Here is a 22,674-nt window from a genome sequence, read left to right on the forward strand (position 1 = left end):
AGGATTAAAGTTTATATGTGAATAGATTAATATAGCACTTTTTAAGGTGAGATTGATGAAAAGAGGAAAGCGGTTATTTGTAGCAGAATTATTATTATTAGCAGTTTTATTTAGTATGAATAAACATACAATTAGAGCGTTTATTAGTATTTTTATACATGAGATTTGTCATATTATTGTAGCTAATTGGAAGGGAAGTCAGTTTAGTAAATTTCAAGTTCATATATATGGAACACGAGTAAAATTATCAAATTTGGATGAATTATTAGATAAAGATAAAATAAAAATATACATTGCTGGCCCTGCAATTAATTTGTTTATATCAGGAATGTTTTTTTGTATAAATTTTTTTGTTGATAGCAATATAGTTAGTGAATTTATATTAATAAATTTAGGATTATTTTTATTTAATATGATTCCTGCATATCCATTAGATGGAGCAAGAATTTTAGAAATAATACTGTCTAATAAGATGTTTTACAAAAAGGTTCAAAGTATAATGTCACAGGTTAGCTATGCTTTTGGATTATGCTTTATAATTTTATTTTTTCTTTTCATTTTAAAAGTAGGTGAAATAAATTTAAGCTTATTAATTTCGGGAATATTAATATGGTATATAACGTATTCTCAGCAAAAAACAAGCACTTATATATTAATGGGGAATATATTTATGAAAAGGAATAAACTAATAAGAAATAAGTATTTAGATAATAGAATTATTTCAGTATATTATAAACAAGGTTTAGTTAATTTAATGAGTATAATAGATAAAAATAGATTTAATACATTTTATGTATTAAATGATGATTTAAAACTTTTATTTATAATGCATGAAGATGAGCTTATTGAAGCATTAAAAGTATATGGAAATATTAGCTTAGAAGAGTATAGCAAGAAAAGACTTGGTAAAAGCATTTAGTTTACTTTTAGATGTTTAGTATGCTAGAATATCATAAGAATAGTTAGGAATTAGAAGTGAGGAGTTAAGAGTTCAACTAGGTAACTCTTATTGGGTTTCTAAAATATATTTATAAAGTCAGCTTTGCTGACTTTATTCCTATGCTTGAAACTCTACACTACAAGATCCAAACTGATTAAAAGGAGGGTACTTATGAATAAAATAACTGATGATATTTTATGTAAGGTAGAAAAACCATCTAGATATGTTGGTGGTGAATTAAATCAAGTTATAAAAAATCCAGAGGATGTTAATATAAGATTTGCATTTTGTTTCCCAGATGTATATGAAGTTGGTATGTCTCACTTAGGAACAAGAATTTTATATCATACTATAAATGAAAGAAAAGATACATATTGTGAAAGAGTTTTTGCACCATGGCCAGATATGGAAGCATTAATGAGAGAAAATGACATAAAACTATTTACATTAGAAACTAAAACTTCATTAGATAAGTTTGATATGTTAGGATTTACTCTTCAATATGAAATGAGTTATACAAACATATTAAATATGCTTGATATGTCAGGAATAGCTATAAGAGCAAGTGAAAGAGGAGAAGATGCTCCGATAATTATGGCTGGTGGCCCTTGTGCATATAATCCAGAACCTTTATATGATATTGTTGATTTCTTCGAAATTGGTGAAGGTGAAGAAATGATGAATGATGTCTTAGAGGTTTACGCAAGACATAAAGAAGCAGGCACTTTTAATAAAAAAGAATTTTTAAGAGAAATATCAAAGATAGGTGGAATTTATGTTCCAAGTCTTTATGATGTTACTTATAATGAGGATGGCACAATAAAAGAATTTAAACCAAAGTATGATGATGTACCTGCAAAGGTTAAAAAGAGAATAGTTAATGATTTTGATTCAGTAGCATTCCCAGATGAAATGATAGTTCCTTATACTGAAATAGTTCATGATAGAGTTGTTTTAGAAACTGCTAGAGGATGTACAAATGGTTGTAGATTCTGCCAAGCAGGTATGATTTATAGACCAGTTAGAGAAAAGACTACTAATACATTATTAGAACAAGCAAGAAAGGCATTAAAGGCTACTGGATATAATGAGGTATCATTAGCATCTTTAAGTATTTGTGATTATTCTAATATTCAAAATTTAATATCTAGCCTAGTTTTAGAGCATGAGCAAAATAAAGTAGGTATAGCTCTTCCATCAATAAGAGTAGATGCCTTTTCTGTTGATTTAATAAAAGAAATTCAAAAGGTTAGAAAGACAGGTTTAACTTTTGCACCAGAAGCAGGTTCTCAAAGAATGAGAGACATAATAAATAAGGGGTTAACAGAAGATAGAATTCTAGAAGCAGCTAAAAGTGCTTTTGAATCAGGATGGAGTACTATTAAGTTATACTTTATGATAGGGCTTCCTTATGAGACAACAGAAGATGCTGCTGGAATTGGTGAATTAGCAGAAAAAATGGCAGATGTTTACTTTAGTATTCCAAAGGATAAGAGAAGCAAGGGACTAAAAATTACTGTTAGTGCATCAATATTAGTTCCAAAGCCATTTACACCATTCCAATGGGCTCCAATGGAAAGACCAGAAGTGGTTTATGAAAGAATTGGTGCTGTTAAGGGTGCAATAAAATCAAGAAGTATAGTATTTAACTACCATGAACAAGAGACTTCATTTATGGAGGCTGTATTTGCAAGAGGAGATAGAAGAACTTGTGATGCTTTAATTAGAGCATTTGAAAAAGGCGCTAAATTTGACGGTTGGTCAGAGTACTTTAATATGGATATATGGAAAGAATCTATGGAGGAATGTAATTTAGATCCAGAGTTCTATGTATATAGAGAAAGAACATATGATGAAGTACTTCCATGGGATTTCATTGATATTGGTGTTAATAGAAAATATCTTGAAAGAGAAAATGAAAAGGCTAAGAAAGCTGAGCTTACAAGAAACTGCCTAGAAGGATGTACAGGTTGTGGTATAAATGTAAACTTTAAAGAAGGGAAGTGTTTTGAAGGTGCGATACGTAATCAAGTTTTCTAAGGGTGAAGAAATTAAATTTATTGGACATTTAGATTTAATGAGAACTATTCAAAGAATAATAAAAAGATCAGGATTACCAGTTGAATATTCAAAAGGATTTAATCCACATATGGCATTATCAATAGCACAACCACTTTCTGTTGGTGTTTATTCAGATGGAGAATACTTAGATTTAGTTTTAACTGAATCTCTTGGAGTAGGAGAGGTAATAGAAAAGTTAAATGAAAGTGCGCCTCCTACAATTAAATTCTTACATGCAAATGCAGTAGAAATAGTTGAAAATGTTAAAAGATTACCACAAGCAATGGCTCTTTTAGATGGTGCTAGATATATAATTAAGATAAAGTTAAATGGAACTTCAAAAGTTGAAGAAGAAATGAATACTACTCTTAATGAAAAAGTTTGGGAAATAGTTAAAAAAACTAAAAAGGGTGAAAAGCTTACTGATATTAAACCTTTTGTTAAAGAATTTAAATATTGGATAAAAGATAATGAGTTAATATTAAATACATTAATAGCTACAGGAAGTAGAGAAAATCTTTCAGCTGATCTTTTAGTTACTTACTTAAAGGGAAAAGTTTCAGAAATAAACCCAGAGGCTTTTGTTAATATAAAAAGAGAAGAAATGTATATATTAAAAAATAATAAATATTTTCCTTTATACAAAGGAATTTAGGTAGTAAAATATGAGAGAAGTTTTTGTTGAGAAGAGGCAAAATCTCTTAAGAATTGCATTAAAAGAAAATGATGAACTAGTAGAATGTTTTGCACATGAGGATTCTACTAGTCCTCAAATTGGAGAAATATATAAAGCTAGGGTTAAGAATATTATTCCAGGAATTAACTCTATATTTTTAGATATAGGATTAGAAAAAGAAGCTTATATGTATTATAGCGATGAGCTAAAAAGAAGAGGAATAAAAAAAGGTGAGGAGTTATTAGTTGAAGTTCTAAAAGAGCCTTTAGGAAACAAGGGAGCAAAGGTTAGTAATAAAGTGTCAATTTTAGGAAAACTTATGGTTTTAACTTTAGGTGACGAAGGAATAACTTTATCAAAGAGAATAACTCAACTTGAACATAGACAAAACTTGACTACATTTATAAAACCAATTAGGGGTATAGGCATAGTTTTTAGAACAGAAGCAGCTAATGCTACTAAGGAAGAGTTAGTAGAAGAATTAAATTCTTTATTAGAAAAGAAAGACGCTTTGGAAAGAAAACTTAAATATTCAAAAAATATAGGCAAGATTAAATCAAATAGTTTAATATATAGATTTTTTGAAGAGTTAGACGATAAAAAAACTAAGGTTATTAGCGATGATAAATATTTCTTAGATATAATTCAAGATTTAGTTAAAAGTAAGGAAAACTTTGAGTTTAAATTTTATGAAGATAAAAGAACTTTGTTTGATTATTATTGTATAGAAAAAGAAATAATTAAATTAAGGCATAAAAAAGTTAATCTTCCTTGTGGTGGATATATAGTTATAGATAAAACAGAAGCTATGTATGTTATAGATGTTAATAGTGGGAAAAATACAAAAGCTAGAGATTTTAATAAAACTATATATCAAACAAATTTAGAAGCAGCAAAAGAAGTTGGAAGACAAATTAGATTAAGAAATTTAAGTGGAATAATTGTGGTGGATTTTATCGATATGAGAGATGAATTGCAAAAATTACCAGTAATAAAAACTCTAAAGAAATCATTAGAAGCAGACAAAGGAAATGTCAAGATTTTTCCATTTACAGAGTTGGATCTAGTTCAAATAAGCAGAAAAAGAACAGGAAAATCTATTTATGAATATTTAGAAGAACCATGTAAAAAATGTAAATCCAATGGGTTTCTTTTAAAATTATCTTATATAGAAACTCTTATTAGTAATGAAATAATAAAATGTTCTAATGAAAATTCTATAAAGGATTTTTACATAGAAATAGATAAAAATTATGAAGATGACATAAAAGGCGATTTAGTTAGATTTCTGAAAAACATTGATGGACTAGATAAAGAAATTTATTTAAATTTTGTACATGACATAGAAGGATATAGGGTTGAACCATTAATTTTCTCTAATCAAAAAGAAAATTACCAAAAGTACAAAATAAAAACAATAGAAAAAGTATAATAAATTTCTTTACAAAATGTAGTTTTATATGATAAAATGTCATTTGTAAACCGCACATAACGGGTTTTATTAAAACAAAGTTAAATCTTTGTACCTACATTGGCGAGACCGTTTAAGAGGAGGTGTTTTTAATGTACGCAGTAGTATTAACTGGAGGAAAGCAATACAGAGTTCAAGAAGGAGACGTAATATACGTTGAAAAATTAAACGCTGAAGTTGAATCAACAGTAGAATTAACTGAAGTTTTAGCTGTTTCTAACGGAGAAAACTTAACAGTTGGAGCTCCATTAGTATCAGGAGCTAAAGTTGTTGCTAAGGTAGCAGCTCAAGGTAAAGCTAAGAAGATCACAGTTTTCAAGTATAAGCCAAAGAAGGACTACAGAAAGAAGACTGGTCACAGACAACCTTACACTAAATTAGTAATCGAAAAAATCGAAGCTTAATTATAAGTTATGATTAAGGTTATTATATTTAAGCAAAAACATGTATCTCTCGGATTTAAGATTGAAGGGCATGCTTTATCTAGAGAGGAAATTGAAAGTGCTACAGGTGATGTGTATGACATGATTTGTAATAGTGTTTCAGTTTTATCTCAAAGTACTGTAATAGGTATTACGGAAGTTTTAAAACTACCAGTAAAGTATGAGGTAAATGATGGATTTTTATCACTGAATTTATCAAGTCTTAAAAAAGATGATATTGAAAGAGGGCAAGTATTACTACTAACATTTGAAAAAAGTTTAGAAAGTTTAATGATGTCCTTAGAAGCTAGTTTTGGTAAAAATAGACGGAATAAATATATAAAAATAAAATTCGAGGAGGTGTAATGAGTATGTTAATGATGAACCTTCAATTATTTGCCCACAAGAAAGGGGTAGGTAGTTCTAAGAATGGTAGAGACTCTGAATCTAAGAGATTAGGTGCTAAAGCTGCTGACGGAGAATTCGTTTTAGCTGGAAACATCCTATACAGACAAAGAGGAACTAAGATTCACCCAGGTCTAAACGTAGGTAAGGGTGGAGACGACACTCTATTTGCTAAAGAAGACGGAATCGTAAGATTTGAAAGAATGGGAAGAGACAAGAAAAAAGTTTCTGTTTACCCAGTAAGCGTTGAAGAAATAGCTGAATAATTATATTTTATATAGATAAAAGCACCCTATGGGTGCTTTTATTCTTGTAATAAATATCTTTTTTTTATATACTATTATAAAATATATATGTTAAGGAATAATAAAAGATAGATTATTATGTTTAACATTAGGAAGTTACAAGGAGGAAAGTAACTATGTTTATAGATAGAGCCAAGATATTAGTAAAATCAGGTGCAGGTGGAAATGGTGCAGTTACATTTAGAAGAGAAAAGTATGTTCCACTTGGAGGACCAGATGGTGGAGATGGTGGTAAAGGTGGAAGCGTTATCTTTACAGTAGATACTGGATTAACTACACTTTTAGATTTTAAATATAAGAAAAAATTCGTAGCTGAGGCTGGTGGAAACGGTCAAGGTTCAAAATGTTATGGTAAAGATGGAGAAGATTTATACATAAGAGTTCCAATGGGAACTATTGTTAGAGATTTTGAAACTAACAAAGTTATATGTGATCTTTCTCATAAAGATGATACATATGTTATAGCTAGAGGTGGTAAAGGTGGTAAAGGAAACTGTAAGTTCTGTACACCTACAAGACAAGCGCCACACTTTGCAGAGCCAGGAATGCCAGCAGAAGAAAGAACTTTAATGCTTGAATTAAAATTACTTGCTGATGTTGGATTAGTTGGATTCCCTAATGTAGGTAAATCAACTTTATTATCAACAGTTACAGCTGCTAAGCCAAAGATAGCAAACTATCACTTTACAACATTAAAGCCAAACTTAGGTGTTGTTAAGGCTGAAGGAATTAATGCATTCGTTATGGCAGATATTCCAGGAATAATAGAAGGAGCTGCTGAAGGTGTTGGTTTAGGATTAGATTTCTTAAGACATATAGAAAGAACAAGACTTCTTATACATGTTGTTGATATATCAGGAATCGAAGGAAGAGATGCATTTGAAGATTTCGTTAAGATAAATGAAGAACTTAAAAAGTATTCAGTAAAACTTTGGGATAGACCACAAATAGTAGTAGCAAATAAAGCAGATATGCTTTATGATGAAGAAGTATTTGAAGATTTTAAGAAAAAGGTTAACGAATTAGGTTTTGATAAAGTATTTAAGATGTCTGCAGCAACTAAGTCTGGGGTTGAAGAAGTTATTAGAGAAGCAGGTAAGATGTTAACAGAAATTCCATTTATGGATTTAGAAATACCAGAAGAAGAAAGATATGTTGAAGAAGAAAAGAGATTCACATACACAATTGAAGTTGAAGAAGGCGAAGAATACGACACTTATGTTGTTACAGGATCATTTGTTGATAGATTACTTGCTTCTGTAAATATACATGATGCAGATTCATTAAGATACTTCCATAAGGTTCTTAAAAACAAAGGTGTATTAGATGAAATAAGAGAAATGGGAGTACAAGACGGAGACATGGTTAGATTAAATGACTTCGAATTCGAGTACATTTTATAGGAGGAATAATCATATGATAACAGGAAAGCAAAGAGCTTATTTAAGAGGGCTTGCAAATACAATGGATCCAATATTCCAAATCGGGAAAAATGGAATTGAAGAGGCATTCTTAAATCAATTAGAAGAGGCTTTAGAAGCGAGAGAGCTTATAAAGATAAAGGTTTTAGAAAATAGTGGATTAGCTGCAAGAGAGGCATCTGATGCAATATGTAGTGCTATAGGTTGTGAAGGGATTCAAGCTATAGGAAGTAAGATAGTTTTATATAAAAAATCATCTAAAAAGTCTAAGATAGAATTACCACAAGGGAAAAAATAAATATCAATGAAGAAATATGGTATTATGGGTGGAACTTTTAATCCAATACATTTGGCACATTTATATATTGCTTATGAGGCAAAGGAACAATTGAATTTAGATAAAGTTATTTTTATACCAGCAGGAAATCCACCACATAAGAAAAATAATGGAATAATAGATGCTGAGTATAGATATAATATGGTAAAAAAAGCTATAGATGGTTATGAAGATTTTATAATAAGCGATTATGAAGTTAATAAAAATGGATATAGCTATACTTATGAAACATTGAAATATCTAAAGAATAAATACTATGACACTGAAATATTTTTTATTTCAGGTGGTGACTCCTTAATGGATATAGAAAAATGGAGAGAGCCAGAACAAGTATTGAAAAATTGTACTTTTGTAGCTTTTAATAGAGGCGTATATACAAAAGAAATATTAAGTGAACAAAAGAAAAAGCTTGAAGATAAGTATAAATGTAAAATAACATTATTAGATGTTGTGGATATAGATATTTCATCTTCTATTATAAGAAAGAGAATTCAGGATGGAAAAAGAGTAGATTTTTTCCTATCTAAAGAAGTTAAAGATTATATAGAAGAGAATGCTTTGTATAAGGGAGAATAAGATGTGGGAAATAGATAAAATAAAGGATTACGTAAAGGAAAATTTAAAAGTTGGTAGATATAATCATACTTTAGGAGTAGTAAATACAGCGGTAGAATTGGCAAAGGTTTTTGGAGAAGATCAAAAAAAAGCTGAAATTGCAGCTCTTTGTCATGATGTTGCAAAAAATATGGATTTAGAGCAGTTAAGAAAAATTATAGATGAAGAGAATATTACTTTATCTATAGATGAAGAAAACACTAAAGAAATATGGCATTCTATAGCTGGACCAATTATAGCAAAAAATATATTTAAAATAAATGATGAAGAAATTTTGAGTGCTATGAGGTGGCATACTACTGGAAAAGAAAATATGAGTAATCTTGATAAGATAGTATATTTAGCTGATTTGATTGAACCTTCAAGAGAATTTGATGGAATTGATGAGATTAGATCTATTTCCTATAAATCTTTAGATTTAGCCATGATTAAAGCGTTAACTCACACAACAATATACTTATTAAATAAGGGATATGCAGTTGATATCAATACAATAAAGGCAAGAAATTATTTATTGTATAATAAAAATAAACTTGATAATTAGTATTATTGTATAAGGTGGGGAAGGTATAATGGCTAAGAAAACAGGTGATAATAACGAAAATATTAGGGAAGTCAAGCGTAAGGTAACTTCACAAAAGTTCAGTGCAAGGCAAGAATTTGAAAGAAAAAAACTATTAAGAAAAAAGGCAAAAAGAAAAGCTACTATAAAGAGAGCAATAGCTGCAGCTATTATAACTGCAATATTATTAATAGCGTTTGTTGCTATTTATTTATTTTCATTTGTATTTTCATTAAATAATAATGATATGGTTAAAGGTGTATCACCATCTGGAAATGAACCTGTTAATATATTATTATTAGGAATGGATATTGGAGATACAGAAAATATAGAGAATTCTGCAGCAAAAAGAACTGATACAATGATGCTTTTAAATTATAATCCTAAAACAGATAGCATAAATATTGTATCTATTCCAAGAGATACTTTAATTGAAGTAGAAGATGCATATGATGCATATGGTGATTATGTTCCTTATTGGAAGATGAATGCTGCTTATGCTTTAGGTGGGGAGAAAGAAGTTATATATCAAGTTCAAAAGCTTTTAGATATTACAGTTAATTATATAGTAGAGATAGACTACAATGCATTTAGAAGTTTAATTGATGCTATAGGTGGAGTTCCTATGTATATTGATCAAGACATGTATTATGATGATGATGCTCAAGATCTACATATAAACTTTACTGCTGGAGAAACTGTAATGTTAGATGGGCAAAAAGCTGAAGAGTTCTTTAGATGGAGACAAAATAATGATGGTACAGGGCTTGCTGATGGAGACTTAGGAAGAATAAAAAACCAACAAAAGTTTATAGCAGCAGTAATAAAAAAATGTACCAACCCATTAATAGTAACAGATGTACCTAATATATTAAAAGCTATTAAAGAAAATGTAAGAACTAATATGCCAGGAGATAAAATTATTTCATATGGATTAAAAGTTTTATCTAATACAGGAATGACTATGAACACTTTATATGGATATGATGAAAGAATTTATGGTCAGGATTTCTTAGTTGTAGAACAAGAGTATAATCAAGATATAATAGATATACTTAAGAATGGTAATGGGGCTAATAGTAGTACCGTTAATAAGGCTGTTTATTCAATAAAGATATTGAATGGTACAAGAGTTAATGGATTAGCTGGCAATTTACAAGTAGAACTCGAAGAGTTAGGTTATTCTAACATGAGCATAGGTAATGGAGAGGAAGCCGAGAAATCAGTTATACTATGTAATAATGATGAATTAAAGCAGCTATTACAAGATGATATAGGAATTAATAATATAAAGAAAAATAAGGATAGTGAATATTCAGATTTTGATGCAGTTATAATAATTGGAGAAGACTATTTAGTATTTGAATAACGTTATTAATTATAAGTTTTAATAATAAAAAGTAAATGGCAAATGGCAAATGGCAAATTGGTGTAGTTTAAACCTTCATTGTCAATTAGCCATTTGCCATTTTAAATTTTATTTAGGGAGGGTCGTATGAGTACTTTAGAAAAATGTGTTGAGAAAAGTTTTGAAGGTAGAAAGATAAGAGAATACTTAAAAGAGGAAATGGGGTTATCATCAAGACTTATAAGAGGTGCAGCAATTGATAAAAGAATATTAGTTAATAATAATCCAGTTAAAATGAATTATGTTTTAAAGGAAAATGATAATATTTTAATTAATTTAATTAAGAAGGAAAGTCAAAATATTGAACCAGAAAAAATGGAATTAGATATAGTTTATGAAGATAAGGATATTATTGTAGTAAATAAGAGACCTAACATGGTTGTTCATCCAACTAAGAGATATCAAAGTGGGACTTTAGCTAATGGGTTATTATATTATTTTAGAGAAACTAATCAAAATTGCATTGTAAGACTTGTAAGCAGATTAGATATGGATACCTCAGGACTTATTATAATAGCTAAGAATCAATATGCCCATATGGAATTATCAAAAGAAATGCAACAGAATAATATTGAAAAAAGATATTTAACAATAGTACATGGACATATGGAAGAAATGCAAGGAACTATAGATAAACCAATTTATAGACCAGAAGAAGAAGGAAATATGAAAAGAGTTGTTGATGACAGAGGGCAAAGAAGTATAACCCATTATAAAGTAGTTGAAAGATTAAAGGATGCAGATTTAGTTGAATGTCTACTTGAAACAGGTAGAACACATCAAATTAGAGTTCATTTAAGCTCTCTTGGACACCCTATATTTGGTGATACTTTATATGGATATGAAGAAGATTCTGAGATAATGAAGAGGCAGGCACTGCATGCATATGGATTAAACTTCAAGTCGCCAAGAACTAAGGAAGAATTAGAGTTAAGAGCTAAATTACCGGATGATATTCAACAACTTTTAGAAATGCTAAGGGTTTAAAAAAGAGGCTTAAAGCCTCTTTTTAAAAATTATGTTTTTTTCTAATTTTATGTCTTCTTTTTAGGAAAGAACGTCTTCTTTTTACATATCTAATTCTAAGTATTAATAATACCAGTAATAAGATTATAATAATAAAAACAGTTAGTATTCTAGGAATAAAAGATTTCTTTTTAGTAACTTTTTCTATAGCTTGTTGTAACTGAACTTCTGTAGTATATTCTCTTGTGATACCACTAGATAAATCAATATTTTTATAGCTTTCACCATTTACTAAAAGTGAAGCGTTAAAAAGAATATCTCCTTTTCTGATAGAAGTAGTACTAAAATCTTTATTTGTATATTCTACTGACGTATTAATAGTAGTTATATTACTTGAAGAAGTATAATAGATATCTTCTGTAGCTAATAAGGGAATAGTAGTATTATCATCTAATATATATTCGTCTAAAGTATCACCTTTAGAAATTATCTTCTTAGTTTGAAAGTTTTCAAATCCCCAATTAAATAATTCTCCTACACTAGTATAAAAACCAGCTTTATCTACTCCATTTAAAAAAGCACCAACTAATAATTGATCATCTTTTTTTGCAGCAGCTGTATACGTATGATTTGCCTCAGGAGTATATCCTGTTTTACCGGAATAAAGATACTCGTAATAATAAGTAGAGTCTTCACCTAAACAATTATTCCTATTAGTGGCCCATTTTTCAGTACCATCTTCAAAAGGATGATCCTCAAAAAAGTAATAAGGCGTTCTAGATATTTCTATAAAAGCAGGTAGTGATAGGGCATATTGCATTATTAAAGCTAAGTCATGTGCTGTAGTAACATGTCCTTCTTCACTTAAACCACTAGGGTTTTTAAAAGTTGTAGAAGTAGCTCCTATTTCATGAGCCTTTTCTGTCATAAGCTTACCAAAAGCTGAATTTGAACCAGAAATATGTTCTGCGATAGCTTCAGCACAGTCATTTCCAGATTCTAATAAAAGTCCAAGTAGCAATTCCTTCATTGTATAAACTTCACCTTCAGCAATACCAATGCGAGATCCATCAACTAATGGTGGATTTTTACCAATAGTAATAGGTTCATCAAGGTTACAATTTTCAATTGCAAGTATAGCAGTCATTACCTTAGTTGTTGATGCTGGTTCATAAAGTATATCGGCATTTTGCTCATATAAAACATCTCCTGTAATCCCATCCATTAAAAATATAGCTTCAGAATAGAGTTGTGGGAAAGCAGAGTACTCTACAATTGACAATGTAGTAAATATGTTAGCAAAGATAAAAACCAAGACTAACATTTTTATTAAGAACTTTCTCATAATAGTCTCCCTATAAAATATGTATTCATTTACCTATTTTATCAAAAAAGTAGCAGTATTTCTATATTTAAAGTGTGAATAAAAGTTTAGATAATAAAAATATGTTAATAATTATAGGTATAAAGTAATGGAGGAAAAAATATGAATAATAAGAAGAATAAAAAAGCTATTGCCATCATAGTTATATTAATTATTATATTTTCAGTTTCTTTATTAACATATGGAAGAAATAAGAAGAATGTTTTTAAAGATGAATATATGAATAATATTTTTATTGAAGAAGATGAAAATATCATAGAGGGGACTAGTTATTATGATGATAGTGATATAGAGGTAGTTAAAATAAATAATAATGAAAATAAAGAAAATGAAACTCCGGGAGTTAAAAATAAGATAGTTGTAGAGATAAAAGGAGAAGTAGTTAAGCCAGATGTTTATTTATTAGATGAAGGAAGTATAATAAAAGATTTAATAGACATAGCAGATGGATTAACTGATGAAGCTGATATAAGTAATATAAATAGGGCAAAGGAGCTAAGCAATCATGAATTAATTATTATTTATAATATAAATGATGAAGATAGAGACAATACTAATTATGCTTTAGAAAATGATACTGAAAGCAACAATATAATTAATATTAATACAGCAACTGAAAGTGAACTACAAAGTATACCTGGAGTTGGTGAAGTAAAAGCAAAGTCAATAATTATTTATAGAGAAAAAAATGGTGGATTTAAAAAAATAGAAGAAATAAAAAGTGTTGATGGTATAGGAGAAAAAACATTTGAAAAAATTAAGGAGTTTATTAAATTATAAATAAACACTATAAGTAGTGTGAATTTTGACTAAATATTTCGACAAAAGCTTTTAAAATACTGCATTATAATGTTATAATTAATAGGATTTAGGAAAAAATATTACTACAGATTTAATAATGTAGGGGGAAAAAATATGAAGAAAAAAATACTAGCTTTAATGTTAAGCTCTATGATTACTATTACTATTGTAGGTTGTTCAAATGATAATAATCAAACAAATGTAGTTAGTGAAGATTCAGCTGTACAACTAAGACAGGTGGAAACTTTACCTGGAGAATGGTCAAATGACTATACTAGAGATGAGGTAAAAGCTTTATATGAAGAAGGTTTAGCAAGAGTTATATCTACAACAGAAGGATATTCACTTGATTATAGTGTTGTAGAAAATGAAATAAAAGAAGAAAATGGTATATCAGTTAACGATAATTATATATATTTTGATAATGAAAATCCAGAAAAAAACAGATTAGAAAGTATGTATTATGGATTTAAGCAATTTGGATCTGATTTAGCAAGTGGTCAAATTTGTATGAAACTTGGATTTAATTTAGATAAAGAAAGTATAATTGAGATTGGAGAGTTTAATATAGAAGAATTATCTCTATCAGCATATTCAGCAGCATTTACTGGTGATTATGATAGGGATTATACTGAATTAAACAAAGAAATATATGATATCATTGAAGGAAAAGATGGTATAAGTAGTGTTGAAAATAATCTAGATGGTATAAAGGAAACAGTTACTATTACAGATAATTTCTTATTATATAAGCTAGAAACTAAAGAATATAAGTTTAAATAATATGCTTTAATTATATATACAGCAATTTATATATTATAAGTTGTAATAATAGTAAATGGAGGTTAGATGGTGGAAAAAAATAATGAAAACCTAGAAAAAGAAGAAATAACATTAGATGAGCTAGATAATGAAGTAACATTAGACGAGTTAGAAGAAGAAGTAGAAATAATTCGTGCAGAAGAAAAGATAGCAGAAGAAAAGGAATTTCTAGTTAGTGAAGATATAAAAAACGAAGGGAAATTTACTTATTATGCAAAGGTATTTTTAACTGGAGTGTTTGATCAAATATTAGCTATAGGTTTAGCATTGGTTTTATTTGGTATACTGACTTTAATATTAAATGTAGCAGGATATCAAATTGTAATGAAAGAAGCTATGTTTACTATACTATATATAATAAGTAATGTTTTATATTATCCAATAATACAAGAAATGTTACATGGAAAAACTTTAGCAAGAAAATTACTTTTTAGATAATTATCAAAAACTAATAAGTGAACTTACACCTCTATATAATTTATAGAGGTGTTTTTATAATTGATTTAAGGTATAATACTATTAGTAGTTAAGGATTAGCAATTGACAATTGTTAATATAGAATTTACTATTGATAAAGGTAAATTGAGTAACATAGTATAATTAAGAGTAATATATAATAAAAATTATAAATAAAAATTATTAGAGATTAGGAGCGTAAGATGAAAAGAGGAAGTCAGTTAGAACTAAAGATAAATAGTATAGAGTTTCCATCAACAGGAATAAGTGAAGCTGAGGGTAAAAAAATAATGATCAAAGGGGCTTTTCCAGGGCAAACTGTAAAGGCTACAGTAAAGAAAAATAGAGAAAATTATGCAGAGGCTAAACTTGTTGAAGTAGTGGAAAAAGCAGAATATGAAATACCAGCACCATGTCCACATTTTGGAGTATGTGGTGGATGTAGTTCTCAAAATTTAACTTATGAAAAACAACTAGAATTCTTAAGTGATGAAATTTGTGAACTTTTTGAAGCACGAGATTTACCTATGGGTATGTATCTTGGAGTTAAAGGAAGCGAAAACTGTTGGGAATATAGAAATAAGATGGAGTTTACTTTTGGAGATTTAGAAAAAGGTGGAGAGCTTACTTTAGGTATGCACATGAAAGGAAAATCTTTTGGCGTATTAACAGTTGATAACTGTATGATAGTTGATGAAGATTTTAGAACAGTGCTTAAAACAACAGTAGAATATTTCAGAAAAACTGGATTACCATATTACAGAGTAATGAGAAGAGAAGGATATCTAAGACATTTAGTTATTAGAAAAGCAACTAATACTGGTGAACTTATGGTTAATCTTGTTACTACAACTCAAATTGATTTTGATTTAACTGAATATACTGAATTACTTAAGGCTCAAAACTATAAAGGTGAATTAGTATCTATATTACATACAGAAAATAATTCATTATCTGATGCCGTTGTACCAGAAAAGGTTAATGTATTATTTGGCAGAGATTACATAGTTGAAACATTACTTGGACTTAAATTTAAAATATCTCCATTTTCATTCTTCCAAACTAATTCTAAGGGAGCAGAATCTCTTTATAGCTTAGTTAGAGATTTTATGGGAGATGGAGAAAATAAAGTTGTATTTGATCTTTATTGTGGAACTGGAACTATAGGTCAAATAGCAGCTCCAAATGCTAAGAAGGTTGTTGGACTTGAACTTATAGAAGAAGCAGTTGAAGCAGCAAAGGAAAATGCTAAGCTTAATGGATTAAATAACTGTGAGTTTATAGCTGGAGATGTTGCAGAAACTATTAAAAGAGTTAAAGATAAACCAGATATAATAATATTAGACCCACCAAGAAGTGGAGTTTCACCAAAAGCTTTAGATTATGTAATTAAATTTAACGCACCTGAGATAATTTATGTTTCTTGTAATCCAAAGACAATGGTAGAAAATTTAGATGTATTATTAGCGCATGGATATACTGTAGATAAAAGCACAGTTAAGGATATGTTCCCAAATACACCGCACGCTGAGACGGTTGTTAGACTTACAAAGAGTGGAGCGATGAAGTAAGGTTTTTACTGTCGTCCATACAAAGAATGTCCAGGAGAGTATAGTCCATTGGAAACACCCAACTGCTTGACATAGTAGTTAGGTTAATAAAGAAATAGAAATATTATATAAAAGGAAAGAGCACTATTATATAAAAGAATAGGGCTCTTTTCTTTTTTAAATATAATTACCAACATTAACAATATAAGACATTATAATAGTTTTATTATAATATTAGTGAATATATAATGAAGTTATATGTAAAAATAATAATGTTTTTATAAAAAGTACAATTATTTAATTAATAAATGCAAAGAAAAAAAGGGGAAATATGATATGATATTTTTGTAATATTTTTCATATAAAGGGAGGAGAGGTATAAATGAAAAGGAAAACATTACAGAGAGCATTAGCGGCTTTTATTTCAGTGTCTTTATTTGGACAGTCAATTACGCCAGTTTATGCTGTAGAAGTTGATTCAATTAGAGTCGAAAAAACAAACAATAATTTAGTTCTAGGAAATCAATACTTAGAGCGTGAATTTACTTATGCAGATGGTAAATTGATAACAAGTGAGATTAACAACTTAAGAGCAGATGAAACTTTCATACCAGGAGATGGTAGTGAAGAATTCATTATTAAATTGTTTGAAGAAAAAGCAGAAAAGCCAGCAATTGAAGGAATTGATCGTTCAAAATGGACTGCTACAGCAAGTAGCCAACAAAATAATAATTTAGGGGATTCAGATGGGCCTGCTGCTAACTTAATTGATGGTGATGTAAATACTATCTGGCATTCAAACTATTCTGGAACACCACAACAATATCCACATTGGGTAGAATTTGATTTACAAGAAGAAACAAGCTTTAAGGCATTCTCGTATACACCACGTCAACAAGGTGAAGATACAAATGGGAATATTTTGGGATATGAATTATATGTTTCAAATGATTTAGAGACAATAACAGATTCTGAAAACTTAGTTGCACAAGGTAATTTTAAGTATGATGGAGTTAATCAAATTGTTGTAAACCTTAACAAGGAAGCGCAGGGTCGTTATGTAAGACTTGTTGCTACATCATCAAAAAACGGACAAGCATTTGCAGGTGGAGCAGAATTCAATCTACATAAGGATATTATTGAAGATGATGAAGCTTCAACTGGATATGAAATAAAAACGAGTGATTTAACTTTAGATGTAGATAACATTAAAGTGGAATCAACAAATGTAGTATTGAACAATGAAGAAAAAGAAGGGAAAATAATAGAATTTCCATTTGAAACATATGAAACTTTAGGAGTTGAATTCGATATTACTCAAAAAATAGTCATGTATGAAGGCGATCATTACATGCGTAAATTTATAGAAATTGAAAGTTCAGATACAGATATTCGTATTGATTATATTGATTGTGAATCTTTAAATGTTAATGAAGAAGACGCTACTTGGACAATTCCAACAGATGCAGGTGGAATTGTAGAAATGGAAACATTTAAAGCAAATTTAGGACAACCAGTTTATATTCAAGGTATGTTCTTTGGATCAGAATTCCCATTAAGCGATACACAAATTGTAGATGATAACGCTAGAATGAGATATTATAGTGGTAAAAACTTTGGAGATTTTGAGCGTGATAACCAATTAACAACAGAAGGTGAATATGTAACTTGGCAAACAGTAGTAGGAGCTGCTCGTTCTACTGAACAGCAAGTAATTCAATCAGACTTCTATGATTATATTGATGATATTGCTACACCAACAGATTTTCGTATTCAATATAATTCATGGTTTGATAACATGATGCTTATTGATGATCAAAATATTTTAGAATCATTTATTGAGATTGATAAGCAATTCTCATCAACAGGAATACGACCATTAGATTCATATGTAGTTGATGATGGATGGATTAACTATAATGATACAAATATAGTAGATGCTAATAGAGCAGGAACAACTTTAAATGAATCGGGATTTTGGGAGTTTAACTCAAAGTTCCCGAATAAACTATATCCTTCAAGTGAGTTAGTTCAAAACTTTGGTTCAAACTTTGGTGTATGGGTTGGACCACGTGGTGGATATAACTTCTATGGACATTTAGCTAATATTTTAACAAAATCAGGTAAGGGTAGTAAGGCAGGCGGATCAATTGACGTTGCTGATAGAACTTACATTGAAAACTTAATTGATATGTTTATAGAATTCCAAACAGAATATCAAGTAAACTACTGGAAATGGGATGGATTCTCAGATAATGCACAATATAATTCTTTCCCTAAGGGTGAAGGTGTAGTTGGAAGAGAAAATAATCATATGTATGGTGGATACAAGGGAATGTATCATGTAACTGATTTATGGGAAGCATGGATTGATTTATTTGAAATAGTAAGAGATCATGCAACAGATGAACAAATTAATAAATTATGGTTATCATTAACTTGTTATGTTAACCCAAGTCCTTGGTTCTTACAATGGGCAAATTCAGTTTGGTTACAATGTATTCATGACCGTGGAGATGCAGGTCCAATTTCTGGATATATGGATAGAATGTTAACATACCGTGATGCGGCATACTATGACTTTATTCATAACCATGAATTCCAATTCCCACTAGCTAATATTTATAACCATGACCCTGTATATGGTAAAGAAGGAACAGGAATGAATGCAAATTCAATGACTGATGAACAATTCCAAAATTACTTATATATGATGGCTACTCGTGGTACAGCATTCTGGGAATTATATTACTCAGCAGACCTTTTAAGTGAAGGTAAATATTTAGTAAATGCAGAATTCTTAGAGTGGGCAGAAGAAAACTTCCACATATTAAGAAATGCTAAGATGTTTGGTGGAAATCCAGATGATGCAATACGTTTAGGATCAATTGGAACAACTACAAAAAATGAAACTTATGGATTCTCTGCATGGGATGGAACAGAAGGAATTATCTCAATGCGTAATCCTAATAATGTAGCTCAAGAATTAACATTTGTATTAGATCGTAACTTAGGGGTAGGAGAAACAAATGAAACATTCTATCGTACAGTTGTAAATAACTACAATGTTCCAGAAGGTGCAGATGATGCATATCAAACATTACAATATGGAGATACAGTAACTGTTACATTACAACCAGGTGAAACAAGAATATGGAAGTTATCTACAGTAGAAGATACAGTAGCTCCAACAGTAGAAAAAGCACAAGCTACTAGTGAAAATGAAATTATTGTTAAGTTCACTGAAAGAGTTGTTGAACCTACAGTTACAGTTGCTGGTCATAATGTTGCAAGTGTAGAAAGATTAGCAGATAAGGTTACTTACAAGGTAACATTAGCAGATTCAATGACATCTTCAGAAAAAGTAACTATTAGTGTTGCTGGTGCTAAAGATGCAAGCAATAATGTAATTGGAGATAATTCAACTGAATTAACATATTATGCAGATTATAAAGTATATGAAGCAGAAGATGTTGTAAATGGAACAATAGAAGAAAATGTATATGGTAAATATGGATACTCAGTAGCAGCTACAGTAGATACAGCTAACTTAGAAGGTAATACTGCATTAGCTAAACAAGAGGGTGCTTATGAAATTGGTATTGATGCTGAAGGAAAACCTTATTTCCAAGTTGATGAAGCAAGAGCAACTGCATCTGTATCAATATTAGATGGAGAAGAACACCAAATTGTTGGAGTTAAAGAAAATAATGGATTAATTAAAGTATATGTTGATGGAACATTAAATAAATCAGATTATGAATTAAGTAATGTTGATAAATATGTAGAAGAAAATAATACTGAAATTTTAAATTCAATGAATTACTTTGCAGTATTCAATAAATCTTTAGGTTATGATGAAGTAGCAGATTTATTAGAAGGTGAAGTAGAAGATAGTAAAACAGCTTTAGATCCAAGTGAATTTACAGTAGAAGTACCATCTAGTGGAGATTCAACTACTCCTGAAAATATATTTGTTGAAGATCCATCAGTATATTGGATTACTGAAGAATATAGTGATGGAATTGAAAATAATGCATACGTAACAATTGATTTAAATGGATTATATAATATCAATGGTTTCGATTATACAAAGCGTTATCACTCATCAGTAAATTATGATTGTACAGGAAGCTTACTAGACTATATCTTAGAAGTAAGTAATGATGGTGGCGAAACTTGGAAACAAGTTGCGGCTGGAGAAACTACAGGAGCAACAACAGAAATCAGATTTGATGAAGTTGCTGCAACTCACATTAGATTAAAAGCAACACAATCTTATCATTGGCAATCTCAAAATGCTAATAAGTTTATGGCTGTTGGATATGTACAAGTTTATGGTGAAAAATTAGAAGTTACAAATGTAGCATTAGATGCAACAGTTACAGGTAAATGGACAAATGGAGATGACTTAACTCTTAACAATGATCGTCCTTTATCAATGATTACTGATGGAATTAAGGATAATGTAAATGGTAACTATGGTGAATTTGGACAAGATGGAAAGAAAGAATCATCATATGTTGAAATTGACTTAGGAAAGTTATACACATTAGAAAATATGAATTTATATCGTTACTGGGCAGATGGAAGAATTTATGATGCTACAGTAATTGAAGTATCAAGCAATCCAAACTTTACAAATTCTGTGATTGTATATAATTCAGATGCTGATAATGTACATGGTAAGGGTGCTGGAACTGATGAACTTTATGCAGAAACAGCGACAGGAAAAGCTATTGAATTTGATAAAGTAAATGCTCAATATGTAAGAATTTATATGTATGGTTCAAACAAAGGAACAACAAATCATGTTAATGAATTAGAGATATTCGGAATGCCAGCTGTAGATAACTCTATTGTTTCAATAGAATTTGATGCAGAATCAAAGACTGGATATATTGGTGATGAAATTACATTAGCACCAGTAGTAACACCAGTAGATTATGTAGATACACTAACATGGACTTCTTCAAATGAAGCAGTAGCAACAGTAGATCAAGATGGTAAAGTAACAATTAAAGGTGAAGGTGAAGCTATAATTACAGTTACAGCAAGAAATGTATCTGCTTCAATTAAAATACAAGGTTATGCAAAAGAAGAAGGTAGTGAAAATACAAATAAGCTTGCCTTAGAAATAGCTGTTGAATTAGCTTTAGAAGTAACTGAAGCTGAATTAGAAAATGTAGTACCAGCTGTTGTTAATGAGTTTAAAGCAGCACTTGCAGAAGCTCAAAGCGTTTTAGAAAATGATAAGGCTACTCAAGATGAAATTGATCAAGCTTTTGAAAGATTAAGAAGCGTAATGGAAATGTTAAGCTTTGAAAAGGGTGATAAAACTCAATTAGAAGCTTTAATAGAAAAAATAGATGCTTTAGATTCAAGTAAGTATATTACTAATACTTGGGATAAGTTGGCTGCTAAATTAGAAGCTTCAAAAGCTGTAATAGCTGATGAAAATGCTATGGCTGAAGAAGTAGCTAATTCATATGAAGAATTACTAAGAGCATTCTTAGAATTAAGATTAAAACCAAATAAGGATCTGTTAGAAGAATTAATAAATAAAGTAGAAAATATGGATTTAGCTAAATATACTGAAGAAAGCGTGGTAGCCCTTCAAAATGAATTAAGAACTGCTAAAGAAATATTTGCAGATGAAAATTCAACTAAAGAAGATATAGAATTAGCAAGTGCTAATTTAACTAAAGCAGTAAATAATTTAGTTGAAATAGCTTCAGGTGAAAATGAAGGTGGAAATGGAACTAGTGATAACGAAATTACTGATAACGAAACTACTGGTTCAACTGTAAATAATAATAGTGGAAGCAATAACAGTGGAAATAGTTCTACCAATGGAAACGCTGGAAAGGGTGAAGGTAAACTTCCTCAAACAGGTGGTGTAGATACTAGAAATGTTCTATTTGTTGGAATTATATTACTAGGTTTAGGCGCTGCATTTATGTTCGCTAAAAAGTCAGCAGTTAAAAAATAATTTTAATTTATATAGGCAAGGGAAGTATTCCCTTGCCTTTTAACTATAAATATAAGCTTTTTAAGAATACTACTTAAATA

The 22,674-nt window shown here is 29.6% G+C and carries 19 protein-coding genes; 18 read left to right on the top strand and 1 reads right to left on the bottom strand.

What is annotated here, in order from left to right; genetic code table 11:
* The first annotated feature begins 55 nt into the window (after window positions 1–55).
* From LPC13_RS04870 to LPC13_RS04930, 13 genes are all read left to right on the top strand, one after another.
* Window positions 56–919 (top strand): site-2 protease family protein, encoded by an 864-nt coding sequence (locus tag LPC13_RS04870; protein WP_005216150.1) that lies wholly within the window; start codon window positions 56–58, stop codon window positions 917–919.
* A 192-nt stretch (window positions 920–1,111) separates the two neighbouring features.
* The gene (locus LPC13_RS04875; RefSeq protein ID WP_234088642.1) at window positions 1,112–2,980 is read left to right on the top strand and encodes a TIGR03960 family B12-binding radical SAM protein; all 1,869 of its coding nucleotides are present in this window, start codon (window positions 1,112–1,114) and stop codon (window positions 2,978–2,980) included.
* Window positions 2,955–3,656, top strand: coding sequence for a TIGR03936 family radical SAM-associated protein (locus LPC13_RS04880; RefSeq protein WP_005216145.1), 702 nt, complete (start codon window positions 2,955–2,957; stop codon window positions 3,654–3,656). Before LPC13_RS04875 ends, LPC13_RS04880 begins: the two co-directional genes overlap by 26 nt.
* Before the next feature lie 10 nt (window positions 3,657–3,666).
* Window positions 3,667–5,109, top strand: a complete 1,443-nt coding sequence (locus tag LPC13_RS04885) for a ribonuclease E/G (RefSeq protein ID WP_005216143.1) — start codon at window positions 3,667–3,669, stop codon at window positions 5,107–5,109.
* Window positions 5,110–5,240: 131 nt separating this feature from the next.
* Complete coding sequence (gene rplU, locus LPC13_RS04890) at window positions 5,241–5,552, top strand: 50S ribosomal protein L21 (protein WP_005216141.1); 312 nt, start codon at window positions 5,241–5,243, stop codon at window positions 5,550–5,552.
* A gap of 9 nt (window positions 5,553–5,561) precedes the next feature.
* Window positions 5,562–5,936, top strand: a complete 375-nt coding sequence (locus LPC13_RS04895) for a ribosomal-processing cysteine protease Prp (RefSeq protein WP_005216139.1) — start codon at window positions 5,562–5,564, stop codon at window positions 5,934–5,936.
* 5 nt (window positions 5,937–5,941) lie between these two features.
* Window positions 5,942–6,241, top strand: coding sequence for a 50S ribosomal protein L27 (gene rpmA / locus LPC13_RS04900; RefSeq protein ID WP_042399852.1), 300 nt, complete (start codon window positions 5,942–5,944; stop codon window positions 6,239–6,241).
* A 155-nt stretch (window positions 6,242–6,396) separates the two neighbouring features.
* Window positions 6,397–7,683, top strand: coding sequence for a GTPase ObgE (gene obgE / locus LPC13_RS04905; RefSeq protein ID WP_005216135.1), 1,287 nt, complete (start codon window positions 6,397–6,399; stop codon window positions 7,681–7,683).
* A 13-nt stretch (window positions 7,684–7,696) separates the two neighbouring features.
* On the top strand, window positions 7,697–7,999 hold the full coding sequence (gene yhbY, locus LPC13_RS04910; RefSeq protein ID WP_005216133.1) for a ribosome assembly RNA-binding protein YhbY: 303 nt from the start codon (window positions 7,697–7,699) through the stop codon (window positions 7,997–7,999).
* A 6-nt stretch (window positions 8,000–8,005) separates the two neighbouring features.
* The gene (gene nadD, locus LPC13_RS04915; RefSeq protein WP_005216131.1) at window positions 8,006–8,614 is read left to right on the top strand and encodes a nicotinate-nucleotide adenylyltransferase; all 609 of its coding nucleotides are present in this window, start codon (window positions 8,006–8,008) and stop codon (window positions 8,612–8,614) included.
* A 1-nt stretch (window position 8,615) separates the two neighbouring features.
* Window positions 8,616–9,197, top strand: a complete 582-nt coding sequence (yqeK, locus tag LPC13_RS04920; protein ID WP_040420213.1) for a bis(5'-nucleosyl)-tetraphosphatase (symmetrical) YqeK — start codon at window positions 8,616–8,618, stop codon at window positions 9,195–9,197.
* Window positions 9,198–9,225: 28 nt separating this feature from the next.
* The gene (locus tag LPC13_RS04925) at window positions 9,226–10,584 is read left to right on the top strand and encodes an LCP family protein (RefSeq protein ID WP_005216127.1); all 1,359 of its coding nucleotides are present in this window, start codon (window positions 9,226–9,228) and stop codon (window positions 10,582–10,584) included.
* A gap of 126 nt (window positions 10,585–10,710) precedes the next feature.
* Complete coding sequence (locus LPC13_RS04930) at window positions 10,711–11,610, top strand: RluA family pseudouridine synthase (RefSeq protein ID WP_005216126.1); 900 nt, start codon at window positions 10,711–10,713, stop codon at window positions 11,608–11,610.
* Window positions 11,611–11,632: 22 nt separating this feature from the next.
* On the opposite strand, the gene LPC13_RS04935 is transcribed toward LPC13_RS04930, so the two are convergent.
* Window positions 11,633–12,934, bottom strand: coding sequence for a serine-type D-Ala-D-Ala carboxypeptidase (locus LPC13_RS04935; RefSeq protein ID WP_005216124.1), 1,302 nt, complete (start codon window positions 12,932–12,934; stop codon window positions 11,633–11,635).
* Between the two features lie 141 nt (window positions 12,935–13,075).
* Here LPC13_RS04935 and LPC13_RS04940 point away from each other — a divergent pair, with 141 nt between their 5' ends.
* The 5 genes from LPC13_RS04940 (at window position 13,076) to LPC13_RS04960 (ending at window position 22,594) form a co-directional block, all read left to right on the top strand.
* Window positions 13,076–13,753, top strand: coding sequence for a ComEA family DNA-binding protein (locus LPC13_RS04940; protein WP_005216108.1), 678 nt, complete (start codon window positions 13,076–13,078; stop codon window positions 13,751–13,753).
* Between the two features lie 135 nt (window positions 13,754–13,888).
* Entirely contained in the window at window positions 13,889–14,557 is a 669-nt protein-coding gene (locus LPC13_RS04945) for a hypothetical protein (RefSeq protein WP_005216107.1), read from the top strand.
* Between the two features lie 66 nt (window positions 14,558–14,623).
* Complete coding sequence (locus LPC13_RS04950) at window positions 14,624–15,034, top strand: hypothetical protein (protein ID WP_005216105.1); 411 nt, start codon at window positions 14,624–14,626, stop codon at window positions 15,032–15,034.
* Between the two features lie 221 nt (window positions 15,035–15,255).
* Window positions 15,256–16,623 carry a 23S rRNA (uracil(1939)-C(5))-methyltransferase RlmD gene (rlmD, locus tag LPC13_RS04955; protein ID WP_005216103.1) on the top strand — a complete coding sequence of 456 codons (1,368 nt, stop codon included), beginning with the start codon at window positions 15,256–15,258 and terminating at the stop codon, window positions 16,621–16,623.
* A 361-nt stretch (window positions 16,624–16,984) separates the two neighbouring features.
* Window positions 16,985–22,594, top strand: coding sequence for a discoidin domain-containing protein (locus LPC13_RS04960; protein ID WP_234088643.1), 5,610 nt, complete (start codon window positions 16,985–16,987; stop codon window positions 22,592–22,594).
* Window positions 22,595–22,674: the final 80 nt, after the last annotated feature.

The sequence above is a fragment of the Clostridium celatum genome (genome assembly GCF_021412605.1).
In the GTDB taxonomy this organism is placed as follows: Bacteria; Bacillota; Clostridia; order Clostridiales; family Clostridiaceae; genus Clostridium; species Clostridium celatum.